This is a genomic window from Pseudoalteromonas sp. B62 (genome assembly GCF_037162565.1).
GTDB classification, from domain to species: Bacteria; Pseudomonadota; Gammaproteobacteria; order Enterobacterales; family Alteromonadaceae; genus Pseudoalteromonas; species Pseudoalteromonas fuliginea.
On sequence record NZ_JARLVB010000002.1, the window covers coordinates 1,349,448 to 1,371,772 of the forward strand.

General features: G+C 42.1%; 13 protein-coding genes and 1 pseudogene. All 14 read left to right on the plus strand.

Annotation, left to right across the window (positions count from 1 at the left end; all coding sequences use genetic code 11):
• The first annotated feature begins 49 nt into the window (after positions 1–49).
• Positions 50–274 (plus strand): 4'-phosphopantetheinyl transferase superfamily protein, encoded by a 225-nt coding sequence (locus tag P4S71_RS23105; protein WP_442961669.1) that lies wholly within the window; start codon positions 50–52, stop codon positions 272–274.
• A gap of 506 nt (positions 275–780) precedes the next feature.
• A complete protein-coding gene (locus tag P4S71_RS10725) occupies positions 781–1,581 on the plus strand; it encodes a TauD/TfdA family dioxygenase (RefSeq protein WP_337150637.1) in 801 nt (266 codons plus the stop codon).
• Positions 1,582–1,724: 143 nt separating this feature from the next.
• Positions 1,725–4,060: pseudogene (locus tag P4S71_RS10730) on the plus strand (AMP-binding protein); the annotation flags it as partial.
• Positions 4,061–4,594: 534 nt separating this feature from the next.
• The gene (locus P4S71_RS10735) at positions 4,595–4,855 is read left to right on the plus strand and encodes a phosphopantetheine-binding protein (RefSeq protein ID WP_337151615.1); all 261 of its coding nucleotides are present in this window, start codon (positions 4,595–4,597) and stop codon (positions 4,853–4,855) included.
• A gap of 2 nt (positions 4,856–4,857) precedes the next feature.
• Entirely contained in the window at positions 4,858–7,437 is a 2,580-nt protein-coding gene (locus P4S71_RS10740; RefSeq protein ID WP_337150638.1) for a non-ribosomal peptide synthetase, read from the plus strand.
• Positions 7,410–12,314 (plus strand): amino acid adenylation domain-containing protein, encoded by a 4,905-nt coding sequence (locus P4S71_RS10745; protein ID WP_337150639.1) that lies wholly within the window; start codon positions 7,410–7,412, stop codon positions 12,312–12,314. Before P4S71_RS10740 ends, P4S71_RS10745 begins: the two co-directional genes overlap by 28 nt.
• On the plus strand, positions 12,302–14,368 hold the full coding sequence (locus P4S71_RS10750; protein ID WP_337150640.1) for a condensation domain-containing protein: 2,067 nt from the start codon (positions 12,302–12,304) through the stop codon (positions 14,366–14,368). The genes P4S71_RS10745 and P4S71_RS10750 overlap by 13 nt, the downstream gene beginning before the upstream one ends.
• Positions 14,369–14,379: 11 nt before the next feature.
• Positions 14,380–15,033 carry an AMP-binding protein gene (locus P4S71_RS23110; protein WP_442961670.1) on the plus strand — a complete coding sequence of 218 codons (654 nt, stop codon included), beginning with the start codon at positions 14,380–14,382 and terminating at the stop codon, positions 15,031–15,033.
• A complete protein-coding gene (locus P4S71_RS23115; protein WP_442961714.1) occupies positions 14,994–15,803 on the plus strand; it encodes an AMP-binding protein in 810 nt (269 codons plus the stop codon). Before P4S71_RS23110 ends, P4S71_RS23115 begins: the two co-directional genes overlap by 40 nt.
• A 5-nt stretch (positions 15,804–15,808) precedes the next feature.
• A complete protein-coding gene (locus P4S71_RS10760; RefSeq protein WP_337151616.1) occupies positions 15,809–17,491 on the plus strand; it encodes a condensation domain-containing protein in 1,683 nt (560 codons plus the stop codon).
• Positions 17,449–18,426 carry an AMP-binding protein gene (locus P4S71_RS10765; protein ID WP_337150641.1) on the plus strand — a complete coding sequence of 326 codons (978 nt, stop codon included), beginning with the start codon at positions 17,449–17,451 and terminating at the stop codon, positions 18,424–18,426. The genes P4S71_RS10760 and P4S71_RS10765 overlap by 43 nt, the downstream gene beginning before the upstream one ends.
• Positions 18,423–19,568: a non-ribosomal peptide synthetase gene (locus tag P4S71_RS10770; protein WP_337150642.1), complete on the plus strand. Its 1,146-nt coding sequence runs from the start codon at positions 18,423–18,425 to the stop codon at positions 19,566–19,568. Before P4S71_RS10765 ends, P4S71_RS10770 begins: the two co-directional genes overlap by 4 nt.
• Positions 19,569–19,644: 76 nt before the next feature.
• Positions 19,645–21,321 (plus strand): cyclic peptide export ABC transporter, encoded by a 1,677-nt coding sequence (locus P4S71_RS10775; protein WP_337150643.1) that lies wholly within the window; start codon positions 19,645–19,647, stop codon positions 21,319–21,321.
• On the plus strand, positions 21,321–22,304 hold the full coding sequence (locus P4S71_RS10780) for an MsnO8 family LLM class oxidoreductase (RefSeq protein WP_337150644.1): 984 nt from the start codon (positions 21,321–21,323) through the stop codon (positions 22,302–22,304). Before P4S71_RS10775 ends, P4S71_RS10780 begins: the two co-directional genes overlap by 1 nt.
• Positions 22,305–22,325: the final 21 nt, after the last annotated feature.

The following is a 22,325-nucleotide window of genomic DNA, read 5'->3' on the forward strand; positions in this document are numbered from 1 at the left end:
TTTCACCCAAATTTGTATGCTTATTAGCATAACATTTCTTTCTTAATGGGTGGCCAAAATTACTTTACCACTACACTTGGACAATAATATAGCATTGACACTTGTCTTTTCAGCAAAAGAAAGTTTGTTTAAAGCAATATATCCAAGAGTAAACTTTTATTTTGATGTCGTGGAAATGATTTCTATTTGTACAGAAACATTTCGTCTAAGATTAAAAGTCAAATTAACAGATGAGCTTGAAGAAGGGAGCCTTTTTCTGGAGTTTATTTTGTAAATGGAACCCTAGTTGGAACACTTGTTACAGATAATGCATATTAATAAGGTGTTAATTTTTTGTTTGAAAGCATCTAGAATATTACGAGTAACAACACAGACCTAAAGTCTACTCAATAAAGCCTGGTTATTGATATTGTCTTGATTTTATTTTGATTAATTCATCCTTGTGAGGGGAAAGTGCTTATATTTTTTCTTGACATATTTTGTTTACTTAATATACATTGGCCCATAAATTAATTTTTATAATAATAAAAAGTGGATTTAAATGGATTTAAATATTATAAGCACATCAGAGTTGCCTTTTCCTGAGAAGGATAATATAAGCACCCACGAATCAGAAACACCCTCATTACAAAGTAAAAGTATCAATGTATTAAAAATTAATGAGGATGAAAAAAGCAGATTTTAGCCATTGTCGAGCTATGTACACTAAACTATTCGATAGCAGACTTTGACGAATTTTACTTTTCTTGTTGGAAACAATTTCCGAACCTACCACAAACCTTGTTAGCTAAACTATTCGAGCTAAAAAAAGGAAATAGAACTCATCACCTTTTAATAAAAGGGCTTCCACTACCTAGTGAGATTCAGGCTACGCCTAGCAGTAAAGGTACCGGCCACGGCGAAAGTATGCTCTTTGCCCGCAAACTCTTAAGTATATTGGTTTCAGGTTTAGGCTATATCTATAATTTTGAAGGCAAAAAACACTTTGACTATATTGATGATGTTTTTCCTCTTTTTAAAGATAGAAACCAGCAAATAGGCTCAAATAAATGTTTCTTAGAGTGGCATGTGGAAGATGGCTTTCACGATGCTAAGGCTGACTTTGTTGCATTACTTTGCTTAAGGGAAGACCCTCAAGCAGAAACTTATATATTTGAAGCTAAGAACATTGATTTAGATAAGTCCTTAGAAGAAGAGTTGCAGAAAAAGCAGTTTTTAATAAAAAAAGATACAACGTTTTCCTCCGCTTCTGAAGATGTTGAAGAAAGCCAACTGTGTTCTGTACTAAACGGAAGTTTGGACAAAGAAATTGTATTTGATCCACCGTTTACGACATGCCTAACTGAGTCCGCCCAAAAGGCTTATATAGAGTTACAAAAATCAATTAATCGCAACAAGAAGACCGTCGTGTTGGAGAAGGGAGACTTATTGATTTTTGATAACCGAAGAGTTGTTCATGCAAGAAGTAATTATCAACCAAAGTACGATGGCAATGATCGCTGGCTACTAAGGTGTTTACTTTTGGAGAGCACTTGGAAAGCAAGAGAATACACTTCTGAAAGTGCACACATCATTAAATAACCTTTAAGTTAATTTATTTATCCTTGGGGCTTAGCCATGAGTACAAATACAGATAGCACTCTGACCTGTGTTCAGAGAGACGTATACATTAATCAAAAAAATATCCAGAACTTCCAATCACCAACCTTGTTGCACGCATTGATATTAGCGGTTTTATAAATGAACCAGTTTTCAAAAAAGCGTACGAGCTGGCTATCGAGTATCACGATACATTTTTAATTCGATTACACGATGATGGTAGCGTCGAACAAGACTTCAGCTATGAAAAGCACACTGTTGATGAGCTGGTGTTTATTGATCTTTTTGTTCAAAGCTGGTCGGAATCAACCATTGAACAACAGGTTAGTGAGTGGTCAAAAGATTTTATAGCAGCGCCTATAACCAAGGAAAATAGCAACCTTTATAAAGGGGCATTGATCAAAAAGACAGCCCAGGAATATGAGCTTTTTCTTGTTTTTAGTCATGTTATCTGTGATGGCTGGGGGCTTTCTCTTTTTACTAAAAACCTTTACCACATTTATGATGCCCTTTTATCAAATTCAGTTTCAGAAAAACTAGATAAAATCAAAAGCAGCCTACCTAGCTTTAAAAAGGAAGTAGAGCATGAAGCTGAATACTTAGTGTCGGATAGATTTTCTGAAGACAGACAATATTGGGTAGAACGCTTAAAAAGCCTACCAGCCCAAGCTGTTGTTCCTCGTTATAGTTATCAATATGCTGACAAGGATTTTGTGCCTAGCCGCATTAAGCAAATCACTATTAATCGTGCTGCATTTCAAAAAATAGAAATGCTAGGAAAATCGCTTAACGTAGGTATCAACCAATTGATGCAAGCGGCCATTTATGTATATATGCTCAACAGCTGCAATGTAGATGAGCTTATTATTGGGCAGGTATTTCATAATCGAAAGAAACTGAGCTCTAAAAAAACGGTGGGTATGTACTCTAAAATACTGCCCGCAAGGTATAATTTTGGTACAACGCTGACATTATGTGAGTTATTGCAAAAGATTAAAGAAGTAAATCATATTGACAATTTGCATTACGCTATGCCTTTGGAACAGATAGCCCAAGATATTGATATTTATAATCAAGGAAGAACATTACTTTTTGATGTGGTATTCAATTACATCAAGATGAGCTTTAACCATCACCCAGAAGGTGCGAAAACAAAGACAAATTATGTCACTTTAGGTTATGACCCCTTTCCACTTAATATCTCTTTACTTGAATTAGGTGAACACCAAGACCTCGTATTAACCCTCGAGCACAACTTAGCATATTACAGCGATGATGAAGCCGAACTAGTGATAAATCGCTTGTCAAACTTGTTAATGTCGTTGCCTGAGCAACAGCACACATCGATTAAAGATATCAACATATTAAGTCAAGCAGATTGGAAGCATATTGAAGATTACAATAATACGCTTAAGGCCTATTCAGATAGCCCTTCCATCCATGATCTTTTTTTAACGAAAGCAAAAGCAGTTCCAGAACTCGTCGCCTTGAACGACTCGCTAGGAGCGTTAACTTACGAATCATTATTGCATCATGTTGCTGGAATGAGCTCTCAGCTTTCGTTGGCAACGCCAGACACACGAAAGCCAATCGCAATCTACTTACCCAAAGGACGCATGCAGTTAATTGCAGCACTGTCTATTATGTGTTCGGGGCATTTTTATATACCACTTGAAACCCATTGGCCACAAGAGCGAGTACGAAAGGTAATTGAAAAAGCCAACATAGAAACCGTTATTAGCTCAGTTGATTTAGCGATTAACTTGCCTGAGAACATAAGTTGCCTAATCGCTGAGGGGTCACCAGTACAAAAGCCAGGACAAGATTGGATGCAACAAGTTAAGGCAATCAATTCAGCTGAGGCACTTGCCTACGTCATATTTACATCAGGCTCTACCGGTGAGCCAAAAGGAGTTGCGATAGCTCATAAAGGCGCTGTGAATACGCTAAGGGACATTAATGAACGCTTAAATGTCACCGAAAAAGATAAGATTCTCGCAGTATCTGACTTAAGTTTCGACCTGAATGTGTATGATTTTTTGGCATGCTGGCAGCGGGAGGAACGATCATTTTCCCAACAGCAGGGAAAGAGCGTGAGCCTTCGCATTGGGCGCAATTGATAGAGCAACACAACGTATCAATATGGAACACGGTTCCAGCTTCAGCAGAGCTCCTTGTAAGTTATTTCGAATTAAATAACAAAGACGCGCAGGCACCAATTAGGCATATGATGTTAAGCGGTGACTGGCTGCCTCCTAAGTTGCCAAATAGATTAAAACAGTGCTTTCAAGGTGCTGGCAAGCCAGCCCAGATCCATAGCTTTGGGGGAGCGACGGAAGCGTCTATTTGGTCGATTACCTATCCAATACATGAGGATTGTTCTGAATGGAAAAGCATTCCTTATGGTAAGCCGATGCTTAACCAGTCGTTTTACGTGCTAAACCATGAGCAAAAACTTCAGCCAATTGGCGCCGAAGGCGAATTGTATATTGGGGGCGTAGGAGTTGCACAGTGCTATTTTAACGATATTGAAAAAACCAACTACAGCTATATTGCTCACTCTCAGTTAAATCAACGACTATACCGCACTGGCGACTTAGGGCGCCTAATGACGGATGGCAATATTGAGTTTATTGGACGCGTTGATCACCAAGTGAAAATAAATGGTTTTAGAATCGAGTTAGGTGAAATTGAAAGCCACCTTAATAGCTTAACAGAAGTCAAAGAAGTAATTTGTCAGGTGATGACAAACCAACAGGGTGCCAAGGTTTTAAATGCTTATCTTGTCTCGACAAGTTGCAACGCTGAGCTCTCTATTCTTGAGCCTATATGTCGTAGTTACCTATTACAAAAGGTGCCTAGCTACATGCTTCCGGTTAATTATTTTCTGTTAGAAAGCATCCCCTTAACGGCTAACGGAAAAGTAGATAGGAAAGCTTTACCAACTAAGAAGAATGAACAGGATAACTTCCAGCAGCCAAGTACAGAGATTGAAATGTTGCTGGCCAAAATCTGGCGCCAAGAAATAGGTATTGAACGTATTGGAGTTCAGCAAAGCATTTATGAATTAGGGATTGCGTCACTCAATGCGATAAAAATAGTTATGCAGATCAACACTATTTATCCTCACTTTGAGCTGCAGCTCAAAGATTTAATGCAACATTATACTATTGCATCGCTGTCCGCATTTATAGAGCAAAAGTTCATGGTTAATGCTAATGAAGAACAAAAAAATACTGAAGAGTTGGAGTGGTAATTATGAAGGTTGCAGTATTAATCAAGTATTTAAAAGACAAGGGGATAACACTTTTCCTAAGTGATGGGAAGTTAAAAAGCCAAGCAACGGCTGGTGCGATTACTAAGGATATTGGCAGTCAAATCCGTGAAAGCAAAAACGAGTTAGTTGCTTTTTTGGCCTCTGAACAGGCGATTCCTCGTACCCAAAAAGACGAGTATGAACTGTCTTTTAGTCAGCAGCGCTTGTGGTTTTTAGATAGGTTGGAAGGTCAAACATCCACGTACAATATGTCAATCGCCTATCAACTTAGGGGGATGATTCAGGTACAGGCACTAGAAGGTGCCTTAAATGATTTACTTAAGGCAAATCCCTCGCTTGCTGCCCAATTTTATGAAATTAATGGGCAAGCCAGTCAAGTTTTTCGCCAAGACATTGCAGTAAAATTGCAAACGATACAAGCTGATAACGTAGACGAGGAATTCATAAACAAGCAGTTAGCCGAAGAGGCCCAACGCCCTTTTAACCTTGCAAGCTCTCCGATGCTTAGGGCGCAGGTTTACCTACAAGCTGCTGATGTTTCAACCCTACAACTAACCTTTCATCACATTGCTGTTGATGGTTGGTCAATAGAGTTACTATTTGATCAGCTTGCTGCTTTCTATCAGGCCCGTGTAAACGAAAAAGTGTTAGTTGCCACAGAGCAACCTTCACTTGGCCTACATTACGGTGACTATGCGGCTTGGCAGCAGGGATACTTTCAGGCAGGTGGATTTGACAGCTCATTAGAGTACTGGGCGCAGCGGTTGGCAAATAGCCCTGTTATGCATGCTCTGCCCACAACAAACAACAGGCCTGCAAAGCTTGGTACCAGAGGTGACAAGCAAGTTTACACTATTGATGCTGACTTATGGCGCAATGTGACCAACTTGGCTAAATCATCTCAAGTAACCCCCTATATTTTCCTTTTAACGGCATGGGGGAGCTTCTTACAGAAATTAAGTAATCAGCAAGACGTTGTGATTGCAACACCCGTTGCAGGACGCAACAGGCAAGAGCTAGGTGCAGTGGTAGGGATGTTTGTCAATACACTACCTATTCGAATGAGTGCAGACTTTGGGTTGAGTTTTAAAGAAGCCTTAAGAGGCGTAAAACAAGCCGTGATGAAGGACTTTCAGCACGATGAAGTGCCTTTTGACTTGATTGTTGAGTACTTGGGCCTCACGCGCAGCCTAAGCTTTTCTCCACTAGCGCAATTGTTATTTAGCTTTCAGGAAGCATATCCTAAAACGTTGACATTAAGTGGGTTAGAAACGTCAGTAAAACAACTTAATACCGGAACTGCTAAGTTTGAGTTGAGTTTAGAGGTTACACAAGCAGGTTCAAGTGCTGACTTTTTGTGGGAATTTAATACGGACTTATTTTCAGATAAGCAAATAGCGCAATGGTCAGAACAATTTTTTCACTATTTGAGCCAGCTTACTTTAGATGCAGATAAGCCATTAAGTGGCTATGACATTGTTACCCAAAATGAATATAAATATCTTACCCAGCATGTTAACCAAACTAAATCAGACTACATAAACGACAAGTGCATACATGAGGTATTTGAGCAACAGGCTGAAAAGCACCCTCAAGCGGTGGCCTTAGTTTTTGAAGAAAAACAGCTGACTTATGAAGCATTAAATAGTCGTGCCAATCAACTTGCCCACTACCTGAGTGAGCATAAGAATATTTCACCCGATACATTAGTCGGGTTGTGTTTTGAACGCTCTATTGAAATGGTTATTGCTATTTTAGCTATTCTTAAGGCCGGTGGCGCTTATGTACCGTTAGATCCAGACTACCCGGAAGCGCGTCTAAAGTATATGTTAGACGATGCTAAGCTAGATACTGTTATTACCCTCAGTAGCCTAATTGATCAAACATCAGTTAAAAGGTCACAAGCAATTTGTTTGGATGATGCATGCTTACAAGGTGAGCTAGCGCGTTTTTCGACAGATAACCCATCGGTAACCAATAAAAATTTACAAATTCATCACTTGGCCTACGTCATATATACATCAGGCTCAACAGGAAAGCCGAAAGGGGTCCTACAAACCCATGAAAACGTATGCCGGTTGTTTTTAACAACTGAAGGTGATTTTAATTTCAGTGCTTCTGACACCTGGACATTATTTCACTCCATTGCGTTTGATTTTAGTGTTTGGGAGTTATGGGGCGGATTACTTTATGGCGGCAAGCTCGTCATCCCTAATTACGCATGCACTAGAGATCCCAAACAGTTTGCCACCTTGTGCCAAGCCCAAAATGTAACCGTTTTGAACCAAACACCAAGCGCTTTTAGCTCACTCTCTGAAGTTATACTAAAACAGAATATTGAGCTGCCTTATTTAAGGTGTGTTGTTTTTGGTGGTGAAGCGTTACAAGTAGAAAGCCTAATGCCATGGTGGGAGCGTTTTGGTGATCAGCAACCTAAGTTAATTAATATGTATGGTATTACCGAAACAACCGTACATGTTACTTACAAGCCATTAAGCAAGGCTGACGTAACCCCGCATCTGTCGGTAATAAATTGGCTGACCAGACCATATATTTGTTAGATAACCATAAAAAGCTAGTGCCAAAAGGCACTGTTGGTGAAATATATGTAGGGGGAGCTGGGCTCGCTAGAGGGTACCTAAATAAACCGGAGATCACGCAAGAAAGGTTTATACCTGATCCATTTACTGCCAAGGTTGATGCGAGGCTGTACAAGTCAGGTGACTTGGCCAGATACCTTGATAATGGTGAACTTGAGTTTATTGGTCGTGCAGATGAGCAGATAAAAATTCGGGGGTTTCGAATTGAGCTTGGAGAAATAGAGCACCAACTGGCAGAATGTGATGGAGTAGACTCCAGTTTAGTGTTAGTGAAGGAAAACCACGCTGGTGAAAAGTCACTTGTAGGCTACGTGAAGCTAAACACCCCATGTCATGTGGAGGAAGAGTCCAGCGCTATTGTCCAGCAAATAAAAAGTGCAATTGCATTGGTGTTACCTAACTATATGCTGCCACCAGTAATCATGATTGTGAATGAGTGGCCACTCACGGCAAATGGTAAAGTTGACAAACAAATGCTTCCCGAGCCGGCGCAATCGATACTGCAAACAGCCTCGAAGCATGAATTCAAAGCACCGCAAACAGATAAAGAGCAGATTTTAGTTAATGCCTGGTCTGAAGTACTTAACTTGGATTCAGATAAAATAAGTACGCTTGCAAACTTTTTCGAGCTTGGCGGGCATTCACTACTTGTCGTAAAGCTGGTTTCGGCTATTCAAAAGCAAGGGTGGGAACTTACTGTTCAGTCTGTATTTGCTGCTGCAAACTTAGCTGAGCTGGCTGAAGAACTTAAGCCTGCAAACCAATTTGACGTCTATCAAACCCCGGCGAGTGCGATCCCAGAAAGTTGTGAAAATATTAGTCCTGACATGTTGCCGCTTATCGATTTAACGCAGCAGGAAATTGACCATATTGCGAGCCAAATCCCTGGTGGCATGCCATGTATCAAAGACATCTACCCGCTAACCCCGCTTCAAGAAGGTATGTTGTATCACCACATGCTAGCCCCAGAAGATGATCCCTATGTAATAACGACTTACTTGCGCGTAAATAGTCGAGCTTCATTTGAAAAATTTGTGGCAGGGCTGAACTTTGTTATACAACGGCATGACGCACTAAGAACCGCCTTTTTCTGGAATGAATTAGACACGCCTGCTCAAGTTGTACAGCGTAGTGCGTCAATACCAGTGCAATGGTTACAGGCTGTGAATGGGCAAGATGCATTAGTTGTTTTAAAGCAAAACATCATCACCAGCATGGACTTAGCCATAGCACCATTGTTTCACCTTGCTGTTGTAGAAACAGCACAAGCTGAGCATTATGTTAAGTTAACTTGGCATCATTTAGTTGATGACAATACCAGCCTAAACATTATTGTAGATGAGTTGTCAGCCTGGTTTAAGGGGGATACAGAAACGTTACCCAGCCCTATCCCATATAGGGAAGCTGTTGGGCAAATACAGCACCATCAGAAGCATACCGATGCAACTTGCTCTTTTGAGGCAATGCTAAGTGATGTTTCAGAGCCTACAGCGCCTTTTGACCTGCTTAGTGTTAACCAAAAAGTACAAGCAACAGAGCTCGCTGCCGCGTTATCATTCGATTTATCAGCGCAAATACGCCAATGGACAAGTGAAAATCATTGTAGCCCAAGTGCATTTTTCCATGCGGTTTGGGCACTTGTTATATCTGCGTGTTGCAGTAAAGAACAGGTGGTTTTTGGAACGGTAATGTCTGGCAGGCTGCAAGGCTCACAATGGGCCGAGCAAATGGTTGGCCTATTGATAAACACGCTGCCAATAAAAGCGCAACTGAACAACCAAAGCGTGCTGTCGCTGGTTAATACCATCAGTAAATCTATTCAGAATTTAATTGCTTATGAGTATACACCGCTAACACAAGCCCAGAGCTGCTGCGATATTGAGGGCGATGCCCCATTATTTAGCTCAATCATTAATTGCCGTTTTAGTTTTGAAAATCAGCCAGTACGGGATGCCAACAATGAGTTTACTTTTTTAGAAGCACACGAGCGCACAAACTACCCACTTGGGTTATCAGTTGATGATATAGATAACACGTATCATCTGACATTAAATGTAGATAGTAGCGTTAATGGTAAGCGTGTGATGAGTTATGTTACAACAGCTGCGTCTAGGCTTATGACTGCTCTATTACAAGCGCCTGAACAAGCTGCTAACACTTTGTCAGTAATACCAGACACTGAACAGCATCAATTAATAAGCGCTTTCAACAATACGGCTTGCCCATACTCGAAAGAGGCACTGATCCATGAGTTGTTTGAACAGCAAGTTGAAAAAACACCTGACAATATCGCCCTAGTGTTTGCTGAAACTGAACTTACTTATCAGGAATTAAACACAAGAGCTAACCAATTAGCACGTGGCATTCGTAATCAGTATGAAGTTCGTTATGGTGAGAGCTTAAAGCCAGATACATTTGTTGCTCTATACCTAGAGCGAAATGTTGAGCTGATTATAAGTATTCTCGCAGTATTGAAAGCTGGTGGGGCATATTTGCCTATCTCACCCAATGACCCGCAAAAGCGTGTGCAATATATATTACAAGATACGCAAGCGCCTATCTTACTAACCCAATCAAAATTTACTGAGCAGCTAAGTCAGGTCACTGAGATGAACTCATCTCAACCGGAATTATTGGTTGTTGATGAGCCAAGTGTGTTTGGCTCACATAGCGAGGACAACTTACCCAGATGTGGGGAGCCAAGCCAACTGGCCTATGTTATTTATACTTCTGGTACAACTGGCCAGCCCAAGGGGGCAATGTTAGAGCACAAAGGGATCGTTAACCTGATCGAGCATGATATCAAAACTTTTGATATCAGCTGTGGCGAACGTATTATGCATGTTCTTCCAATGCAGTTTGATGCGGGCGGACAAAGCTTATTCCACGGCCTATGTGCAGGGGCCCAGGTTCACTTTGTTGACGCTAAAATTGATCTAACCCAGTTTATGATATCGCACGATATTAACTATTGTGCGATGACCCCTGCGTTATTAGGGGCTCAGGTGGTACGCCAAATCCCATCGTTAAAAGTCATTATGGTGGGTGGGGACAACTGCACAAAAGACCTGGTTAATACATGGACCCAGCAGTGCCGGCTATATAATCTTTACGGCCCAACTGAATGCTCAATCGTGACTACCATGAAAGAGCTTAAGCACAATGAAACCCCTGTGATTGGTGGCCCAGTCGCGAATACCCAAGTGTATATTCTTGATCAGCAATTAAAACCAGTGCCTATTGGGGTTACTGGTGAGTTATATATATCAGGTGTCGGATTGGCAAGGGGATATCACAATAAGCCCGAACTTACCAAAGAAAAGTTTATAGAAACCTCTTTGCCAGGCGCTCCATTTAGCCGCTTATATCACTCAGGTGACAGGGCGCGTTGGCTTGAAAATGGAGAGTTAGCATTTGCAGGTCGTAAAGACCACCAAGTAAAAATACGTGGGTTTCGCATTGAAGTGCAAGAAATTGAGCATCACTTATCAGCAATTGAAGATGTCTCGGAAGCTTATGTGAAGGCAAGGGGTAAAGCAAAAGCTAAACAGCTTGTCGCCTACGTGACACTCAAAGGAAAGGCTTTAGATACAAAACATTCAAGAGAAAATATGGTGGCCAATCTAACAGGCTATTTAGGCAAGCATTTGCCAAGCCATATGTTGCCATCCCATTACGTCTTTTTGGACAAAATGCCACTAACAAATAACGGTAAGTTGGATGAAAAAGCACTGCCAGAACCTGAGCTTAGCCAGTCGGCACCTGAACAGGAATTGCCAACTAGTGCACTTGAAATTGCACTATGTGAGCTTTGGCAACAAGTTCTTGGAATTGAAAAAGTAGGCTTAACCGATAATTTCTTTAACCTTGGCGGTGATTCAATATTATCTATACAACTTGTATCAAGGGCAAATAACCAAGGCATTTCGTTAAGCGTCAAGTCACTTTTTGATAACCCAACAGTTACTGAGCTTGCAAAAGTCGTGCGCTTTGAGTCAGTTAATATAGGGCTGCAAGAGGCGGTGACTGGCAATATGCCGTTATTACCTATCCAGCACTTTTATTTTGATAAAAACACTGAGCAACCTGAACACTTCAATCATTCACTACTGCTTCATGTTCCAGCTGACTTAACTGAAGCACATTTGTCGAAGATTGTTGATGCACTATACCAACGCCATGATGCATTACGGCTAGTATTCAATCAAGGCGAGGATGGCCACTGGCAAGCGCTGCACACCCCGCTTACTAAAGCGTTTTTAGATGATAGCCTTTCCTGCCAGGTAAGGCCTGAAAGCCAAGCGTGGGAAGTGTGGATTGAAGCTCAGTGTGGACAGTGGCAGCAGAGCTTCGACCTTCAAAATGGCCCGTTATTTAAAGCCGTCTTGTTACAGGAAGGAGAGGAACCTCGAAGCGAAAAACGGTTGTTTTTATTGTTCCACCACTTAGTAATTGATGGGGTTTCTTGGCGGATTATATTAGATGACTTGCATCTTGCATATAAGCAGCTAAGTAAAGGTGATGATGCCAGTGTTGCATTACCAGGAAAAACCGCGTCTTATCAGGCCTTTGTAAGTGACCTTGTCGATTCCTCAAACAAGGAAGAAATTGTAGATGAGCTCGAATATTGGCGAGCACAAAATCGAACATTTAATTTACCATCCGAACATAGCGTTTCAGGCAACCCAACGATTGCTACCACACAAAAGGTAAGCTTTACACTGGATAAAGCCGAAACCGAATTGTTGCTGCAGCTATCTAACTCAACATATCGCACACATATCAATGAGCTGCTGCTATCAGGAATGCACCTTGGCTTGTGCCGTTGGGGGGCTTAGATAGCGTTAAGTTTATATTTGAAAGTCATGGCCGGGATGTGCCATTTAGCGACCAGGATATCAGTCAAACACTGGGCTGGTTTACAAGCTTCTATCCTGTTTACATCGAACAGGCAAATGAGGGGCAGGACATACAAGCGCACCTTAAGCAGGTCATTCTGAAGGTTAAGGAAACATTACGGGCCATTCCTAACAATGGTTTAGGCTACGGCTTATTGAAGTACAACCATAATGAAGCGAATGCTCAACTTAGTCATGATTATCAGTCTGTAGCATTTAACTACTTAGGTGTGTTTGATGCCGACAAGCAAATGGCATCGCTTGGCAGCAACAGCTTTAGTGAAGCTAAAGAAGGTCGAGGCGAACACCAAAGTGGGCGGCACCCTCGTTGGCATAAATTGGGGTTAAATGGCTGGGTTAAGCAAGGTCAGCTGAGCTTCACGCTTGATTATAGCGCCCTTGAATATAGCAAACACAATATGCAAGGCCTAGTAAAGGAGCTGAAACAAGGGATGCTTGATGTTATTGCCCATTGCCAACAAGCTCAACCTTGCTTCACGCCATCGGATTACCCATTAGCCAATGTTAAGCAAACAGAGTTGGCAAAATGGCAGCATCAATTTTCAGATACGCAAGACCTATACCCGGCTACCCCTATGCAGCAAGGGATGATTTTTGAAACGCTTAAAGAGCCAAAAGCCTATATGCTGCATCAGGATATTGTGTTTAGTGCAAATACCAGTTTTAACGCAATGCAAGAAGCATGGTCAGAAGTAATGGCACGCCATTCCATAATGCGTACGCGTTTTGTGGGCATAGAAAGCGCCAATATACACCAAGTTGTTTTACCAACCGGGCAATTTGAGTGGCATCAGTTTGACTGGTCTGGATTAACTTTAGAAATACAAGATACAAAGTGGGAAGAAGCTATTGAGCAGAACTATAAAAGGGGCTGCGACTTTACCCTTGAGCCGCTTACCCGCATCTATTTGGCACAACTTTCATCTACTCGTTGGAGGCTGCTCTTCAGTCAGCACCACTGCCTGTCTGACGGTTGGAGCCTGCCCATTATTTTAGGTGAAGTGTTTAGTCTTGCAGAGAATAAGTCTGACGGTAATAACTATCAACTTCCTCCTGTTACAGACTACAAGCAGTATATTGATTGGTATTTCAAGCAAAACCAGCAACAAGGGTTACAGTTTTGGCAAGGAAAGCTTGAGAACGTGACTCAGCCTTGCTTATTGATGCCACCAGAAGATGAAAGCGGTCTGCGGGAATATTGTGAGAAAGTCATTACCTTTGACGTAGCCCTTAGCCAAAAGTTAAACCGCTTCTGCAGAGCGCGCAGTACGACACTTAATACTGTTATGCAAATGGCTTGGTCGTATCTGTTAAGTCAATATACGCAATCCGATGACGTGGTGTTTGGCACCATAGTCTCTGGTCGTGACTGTGATGTTGACGGCATACAAACCATGGTAGGGCTGTTTATCAATACCTTACCATTGGTTTCTCATCTCGACGTAACACAAACCATTGAAAGCTATTTGCAAACGCTACAAAAGCAGCAGCTTGAATGTAACCAATATAATTATTTGCCTCTGAATGACGTTTGCATGCAAGCGAAAAATGCAGGCATTAAATCGGGTGAGCGTCTATTTGATACCTTGCTTGTAACCGAGAACTACCCTACTGGTGAAGCACTTAACTCCTCTCAGGCGTTAACCAAAACTAAAATTGAGCAGGTAAGCGCCAAAGAGCATATCGACTTTGGTTTGTCTGTCGCAGTCGTGCCTGACGAGGAGTTTTGGGTGCGCTTTAGCTACAAAAGTGGCGAATATTCCACAACGCTCATCAATCAAATATCTCAACATTTCAAGGCAATTATCAACAGCATTGTAAGCCAAACGGATTCTGCTGCTTTAGTTGGTTCACTCGAAATGCAACAAGACGAAATTGATGACAAACCGTCAATGAGTGCGCTGATAGATGAACTAAATGACCTAAGTGAAGCGGAACTTGCTGAGCTGTTAATGGCAGAAGAAAAATTATAAGAAGTATGAATATGGAAAATAACAAAAAAGACATGCTAAACAAGTTAAATCAATTGTCGCCTGCGCAGCGCCAGGCGTTATTGAGCAAGATTAAGCGTCAAAAGGAAAATCAACAAGATGAGTTGGATGCGCAAGCGTTATTCTCGCAAGCGTCAACAATTACCGAATTATTTGAGAAAGCTGCTGAGACGTACCCAGAAAAGACAGCTTTAGTTTTGGGTGACGAACAAGTCAGTTTTGACGAGCTAAATAGACGGGCCAACCAGCTTGCACATTTTATAAAGCAACAGGCGCTACCGCCAGAGAGCTTAATTGGCTTAATGTGTGACCGTTCCATCGAGCTGATAGTCGCCATTTTAGCGATCCTAAAAGCTGGCGCTGCCTATGTTCCACTCGATCCTAACAACCCCAAAAGTCGTCTGTTATATATTGCTCGAGATAGCCAATTAAAGCTAATTTTAACGCAAGAAGGCGTATCTGACATTTTGGCCGATGATAACAAAGAGTATGAGCTTGTTAGCCTGAACCGGCCTCAGGTCAAAGAGCAGTTAGCTTCGCTACCAGAGCAAAACATAAGTGTTCCCCTTCCGAGAGTCGCAATACCGGAACCTCCCTTGCTTATATTATTTACACATCCGGTTCTACCGGCCAGCCAAAAGGGGTAATGGTTGAGCACAATAATGTAGTGCGTTTATTTAATGCCTGTAATGCCTATTACCAGTTTAGTGAGCAAGATGTGTGGGTTTTGTTTCATTCATACGCTTTTGATTTCTCGGTGTGGGAAATTTTTGGTGCGCTGTTATATGGGGGGACGCTCGTCATTGCCACTCAAGAGGCATGTCGTTCACCAGAGCAAATACAAGACTTACTGATACAAAATAAGGTGACGGTATTAAATCAAACCCCCACAGCTTTTTATAACCTGATGCCTTATTTTATCAAGGGTATAGCGGCTAATAGACTGCGTTATATTATTTTTGGTGGAGAAGCGTTAGAACCGAGCAAGCTAACGCCAATGTTTGATTGCTTTGCGGATAACCCTGCACTGAAAGCACCTGAAATAATTAACATGTATGGCATCACAGAAACAACGGTTCATGCAAGTTATTATCGCGTTACACCTGATGATTGTAATAAGCGCTCAAGCCCGATTGGCAAACTGTTAAATGACCTTAAGGGCTTTGTATTTAACCAGTCTTTACAAGCAGTGCCTGACCTGGTTGCTGGTGAGTTATATATTTCTGGCGCAGGGGTGACACGAGGCTACCTGCACAGAAACGAGTTAACAGCAGAGCGGTTTGTTGAGCACCCCACTCAGCCGGGCTTAAGGCTGTATCGCACAGGTGACCTGGTAAAACGCATGCCAGGTAGTGAGTACCATTATGTAGGACGGGTAGACCAACAGGTTAAAATTAGGGGTTTCGAATTGAGTTAGGGGAAATTGAGTCAGCGCTTACCCAATTGCGCGGTATTTCAGCGGCAGTGGTTAACCCATTTGAAAACGCGGACGGGGATAAAAACCTTGCCGCATATTTAGTGCCATCTAACAAGACGAGTGATAAGCAGCATGACATTGATGAGATTGTTCAGCACCTGAATAAAACATTGCCTCAGTACATGATCCCGGTCACATTTCAATATTTGGAAGCACTGCCTTTAAACCAAAATGGTAAAGTTGAACGAAGTGCTTTACCAAAACCTGAGCAGATTCAAGTTGCTCAAAAGGCATACGAGGCACCATCTTCCAAAGCTGAAAAAGTGATCGCAGATGCTTGGCAAAGCGTACTTGATATTGAGCAGGTTGGTATTCACGACCACTTTTTTGACTTAGGTGGTGACTCGATCAAGTCGTTAGCCGTAGTGAGTAAAGTGCGTGAATCAGGACTGGGGATCAATGTAGCAGACTTATTCGCTTACCCTGTGCTGGAATCCTTAGCCGCTTGTATTCAAAAGCAAGTGCCGCAAGCTTCTTCGAAAATAATGGATCTTTTTTCACTCTGCCCCGACAGCGATAAAACAAAGCTACCTCCGGATGTTATCAATGCCTACCCAATTTCTAAACTCCAGGAAGGGATGATTTTCCATTATGACAGCCAAGTTAGTTCAGGCAGCGTTGAAACGAAAGGCTTGTACCATAACGTCTCCCGGATCAGTTTAGATATTTCAATTGATATTGCCGCGTTTAAAACTGCACTTGCTCGTTTGGTATCACGACATGACATTTTGCGTACCAGCTTTCATATGCAGGGCTTCAGTATCCCATTGCAACTTGTGCACCAGAAAATTGAATTACCGCTGAGTTACACCGACTTGAGTATGTTTGATACAAAAGAGCAACAGGAGCTTTTAGACCTAGCCTATACCCAAGCACTTACCAAGCGACTTAATGTAGAATTGCTTCCTTTATTTAGCGTGCATGTACACAATTTGTCTAGCCAAAAGTCTGAAATGACCTGGGTGGAGCATCATGCATTGCTGGATGGCTGGAGCGTGGAGATCTTATTTAAGGAGCTTTCTGAGCTTTATCAGGCCGAACTGGAACAGCGTGAAGCACAATTAGCTGATACACCCCAATATGTTAACTTTATCGCAGCAGAGCAAGAGGCAATTGCTAACAGCGCTAACACCCAATTCTGGCGTGACTATTTGCAAGACGCTGAGTTTGCATCTTTGCCTGCACCTGACCAAGTAAGTAAAAATAAACGTACCAGCATTACCCATTCATTTGATGAGGCATTGACAAATGCGTTAGAGCAGTTGGCAAAACAACTAAAAGTGTCCTTAAAGTCAGTGGCGCTCGCTGCCCACATGCATGTACTGAAAACCTTTACAGGGGAAGAGGACTTGATTACAGGCCTGAGTCTTCATGGACGGCCTGAACTAGAGAATAGTAGTCAAAGCCTAGGCTTATTTGTAAGCGTTTTGCCCTTTAGGTTAAAAGTGGAGCAGGAAAGTTGGCAGCAGCTTATCATTGCGGTGAGCCAAGGGGAGCAAAAAATTTGGCAGCAAAGGCACTTCCCATTGAGCGGTATCCTGGAAGCCACAAACCAAACAGCGTTATTTAATTATTCTTTTAATTTTTGGATTTTACAACGGTTGCCCATGATTCCAGCCAACACTTAAACAAGGTTGAAGGTGTTAAAGCACATACGGCAAACGAATTTAAACTCTCAGTTAACTTCAACCGAGCAGATGACAAGCGACTGCAAATTGGCATGACATGGGATCAGAATGCGTTTTCGGATGAGCAAATAGAACTTCTGCTGCAGTATTATGAAACCACAGTACGTGTAATGACTTCGGCGCCAGAAACCGCTTTATACGCTTGCGGTCAGGAAGATGAAACCAAGCTCTTGGCATTTAACAGTAAGCCATCACTAGACCTTGGAAGTTATTCAGTTTGTGAAGTGTTTAAGCAGCACGCGGCTGAAGCGCCTGACAAGTTGGCAGTTCGCTTTGCTAAAACTCAGCTGACTTACAGGCAGCTTGAAGATAAAAGTAATCAACTTGCAAACTATTTAACCCAGCAAGGCGTGCTGCCAGGCAATAGGGTTGCTGTAGTTACGTCACGCTCTTTGGATATGATTATTTCAATATTAGGCATTCTTAAAACGGGGGCCTGTTATGTACCCATTGACGTTAGGTATCCAGTACCTCGTATTAAGCAAATGTTACAAACCAGTGACGCTAACTATATGCTCTACGAGGCTAGCTTTGCTGATGATTTAACAATTGATAGCGCAAACAGTAGCGAGTTAAGGAATGCGATTGCAAAAGCAGGCCTACTGTCAGGTGAATATGCCAGTAAAGACAGTACTTCGAGCTTATTGAATATCATCTTTACATCGGGCTCTACAGGTGTGCCTAAAGGCGTTGAGATTACCCAAAAGGGGCTGCTCAGGCTACTGAAGAACCAGTCTGTCCGTCAGCTACCAAAGAATGATATGGTGATGCTGCATTTATCTGCATTAGCATTTGATGCCGCAACTGAGGAGATCTGGCTTCCTCTGTTAAGTGGGGAGAGCTCGTTATCTACCCTGAACAGCACATTGACTTGAACAAGCTTAGCCAGGTAATAAAAGCAAATAATATAAACACCGCATTTCTAACCGCCGCATTGTTTGAAAGATGGGTTGAGCAGTTACCTTACGGTAAAACAGGGTTAAGCTACCTGACTGTTGGCGGGGATGTGTTAAACCCGGTTTCAGCAAGCCGACTTTACCAAAAAGACCCCACCATTAAGCTATTTAATGGTTACGGGCCATCAGAAAATACGGTTTTTAGCACGTTTTTCCATGTTCCGGAGGCGGTTGATAGCCGGTATGCCATTTCACTTGGATCACCGCTGGACAATACTTATGCCTACGTATTGGATAAGGAGCAGCGGTTATTACCTGTTGGTGCGCCTGGTGAGTTGTATTTGGCGGGTGATGGGTTGGCAAATGGCTATTATGAGAACCAAGCTCAAACAGATGACAAGTTTATTGAGTGTCAACTTCGGCCAGGCGGGAATAAGCGCAAGCTATATAAAACAGGCGATCAGGTTTTCTGGAACCAGTCCGGTACGCTCAACATGCTTGGCCGGGTTGATAATCAAATAAAGCTGCGAGGCTTTAGGATTGAACCAGGCGAATTAGAACGTGCACTTGAATGTCACCCGGATGTTAACCATGCCGCTGCCATCTTGCATTGCGACGAGCAGGGCAAAAAGTTAATAGCCTTTGTTTCTGGTGGCTTGCCTTCAAAAATAGCTGAAACCAACGGCATTATGAAGAAGTTTCTAAAAGCACGCTTACCCCATTACTTAGTCCCTTCTTTGGTTATAGGTATTGAAGACATCCCCCTTACTGTAAACGGCAAAGTTGATCGTAATGCGCTAAAAGAATACTCAATTGCTTCAGCATTGAGTGCGATACCAGCAACAGAATTAGCCTCACCTTCAACTGAAACAGAAGAAAAGTTACTGTCTATCTGGATTAATGAAATTAAGAATCAGTCAATTGGTGTGGAGTGTAACTTCTTTGATTTAGGAGGTGATTCACTCAGCGCCACTAGGCTTGTAAGTGTCATTAACCAGGAACTCAATATCAGCCTTGCTCTTAACCAGGTCTTTGAACATCAAACGATAAAAGAGTTGGCGCAGTATATAGACGTTAATTTCCGTAACACTACAGAAGCAATGGAATCTCTCGTTTTTTAAATTAAATATATTGGCGCTTTCACCGCTAACTGGACATATCCAATGCGGTGAAGCTCCAAAATTCAAGGGTAACAACATGATAATAAAAGGGTTAAAGCGATACTGGAAACTATTGCCTTTATTTATAATTGGCAGCATAACCAGTGCCGTAAGTTCATTATGGCTTATTTCAGCAATACAAAGTGAGGTAAAACTTGCAGGTGAAGGCGTTGATTACCTTCAACGCCTTTCGTTCTATGCCTTAGGTGCCATAGCAGTAATGGTGGGCGGGTTCATTGCCCAACAAAGTGTCACCATCTTTAGCACAAATACAGTGAGAAGTTTACGAAAAACACTTTCTTCACACCTTTTAGCTATGCGGTATAGTGAGTTGGAAAAATTAGGTCCACATAAGCTTCAGGCAACATTGTCTACGGACGTCAACCGATTGTCCACTGCGATGCTGATTTTTCCTGCATTATGTTTCAATAGCATCTTGGTTATTTTGTGCTTTGGGTATCTGGCTCATTTATCTTGGCAGTCATTTTTGATTTTATTCAGCGTGATAGTCTTGGGCTTATTAATCACAAACTTAATCATGTCCCGTGCGACAGCTTTTTTTAATCAAATACGAGATCAAGAAGATGGCTTGTATAAAAGCTATCGTGGCCTGACTGAGGGTGCAAAAGAGCTCAATTTAAACCCTTCAGGAAAGCAATACTTTCTTGATAACGAAATTAACCCGACCATTAATCATATTCGTGCTCTCGAAATTAAAGGGCAGACACTCTTTAATATAAGCAACAACTGGACAAACGTAATTATCTTTATTGCGTTAGGGGCCGTTGTATTCTCATCAGCTATTTTTAATCATTTACCGCTGGATATAATGGTGGCTTACGTATTTGTAACCATCTACCTTATTGGACCGTTAGGCATGATGATCAGTTCTGTTGAAGAGTGCGTTAGGGGTGCCGTGGCCTATAAGAAGATATTGTCTCTTGGTATTGACTTGTCGTCAGATAATGCTCCCCAATTGAATTCTGAAACATGCGAAGCAATACAGCAAAAATGGTCTAAGCTGGCTATGAAGGAATGTACCTTTCACTATGACACCGAAAACCTGGACGACTCCCAATTTGTTGTTGGCCCCTTAAACTTAAGTGTAGAACAAGGAGAAGTATTATTTGTGATTGGTGGTAATGGTAGTGGCAAGTCGACCTTTGCCAAGCTTGTTACCCAGCTCTATCAGCCACAACACGGTAAACTTGAGCTTATAACTAGCACTGTTAGTGATACCGCTCAAAAACAGTTACGTGTTGCCGCGATTTTTTCTGACTTCTTTTTGTTTGACTGGTTTGTTGACCAGTATGGCAATCCAGCGGAAAAAAGTGTCGTTGACAACTACTTAAAGCGCCTGTCACTAGATACAAAAGTGACATACAAAGAGGGACGCATTTCAACGACCAAGCTCTCTTCTGGCCAACGAAAGCGACTTGCGTTAATTCAAGCCTTGATATTAGACCCTGATATTTACCTGTTTGACGAGTGGGCCGCCGATCAGGATAGCTATTATAGGGAGTTCTTTTATCGAGAGTTGCTACCTGAATTAAAGCAACAAGGAAAAACCGTCATTGCCATTAGTCATGATGACTTATTTTTCGACGCCGCTGATCGAATCATTAAATTTGATCAAGGCCATATACAAGAAACACTGTCTAACCCTCCTGTAAACCCAAAGACACTTGAACCATTTATTCAAAAGGAGGCGTAATGAAAAAAATAAAACTAAACGCACTCGACCAATCTCCTATTTTTACGGGGCAAACTGCTGTTACATCGATCAACCGTTCAATTGCCTTGGCAAAACAAGTGGAGGAAATGGGCTTTCACCGATATTGGGTAGCAGAGCACCATAATCAGAAAGGGTTTGCCAGTGCTTGCCCTGAACTTATGGCCGCTAAAATTGGCGCTGAGACTTCTACAATTCGGGTTGGAACAGCAGGCATCCTTGTTGGCCATTATGCCCCTTTAAAAGTTGCAGAAACGGCTAAAATGTTATCAACCCTTTGTGAGGGGCGCTTTGACTTGGGGGTTGGCCGATCTCCCGGTGCGGTACATGGCGCACTCCAAGCATTGGGTGATCATGAGTTTAGTCCTTCCATTATTAATGCAAAGCAGGATGAAGTTTATGCTTACCTTAACGATGAAAAAACCGTTTACGCATCTCCTGAAGGAGCGCCTCAGCTTGAATGTTGGGTACTAGGTGCAGGTCCTGGTTCGGCACTGTATGCGGCAGAAAGGGGGATTAGTTATGCTTATGCGTCCTTTGCAAACCCGAAATTGGCGAAACAATCGATTCAGGCTTACAGGGAAAACTTTAAACCTTCCGCATTTTTAAAGGCTCCAGCTGTTAACTTGGCCGTTGCAGCATATTGCGCCGATACAGAGGACAAGGCGAAACGCATGAGTCTAAGTTCTGTCGCCTGGAGTATGCTTGCCGAGAGAGGCGGTCATAATATCCCATTCCCATCCATGGCAGAAAGTGAAAAGTTGATTGAGGTATCAAAAGATCCTGAAATTGAGTCGAAAATGAATGACACCTTGATTGTTGGCAACCAGTCGCAAGTGAGTGAAAAGCTAACCCAGCTTATTGAGGAGCTTGAGCTGGATGAGCTAACGCTATTAACTGTTACCGAAACTGCTGAAGATTTACTAAAGCACTATCAATTGATCGCTGAAGGTCTGGCAATATGACCACACTTAATTACCTTAATT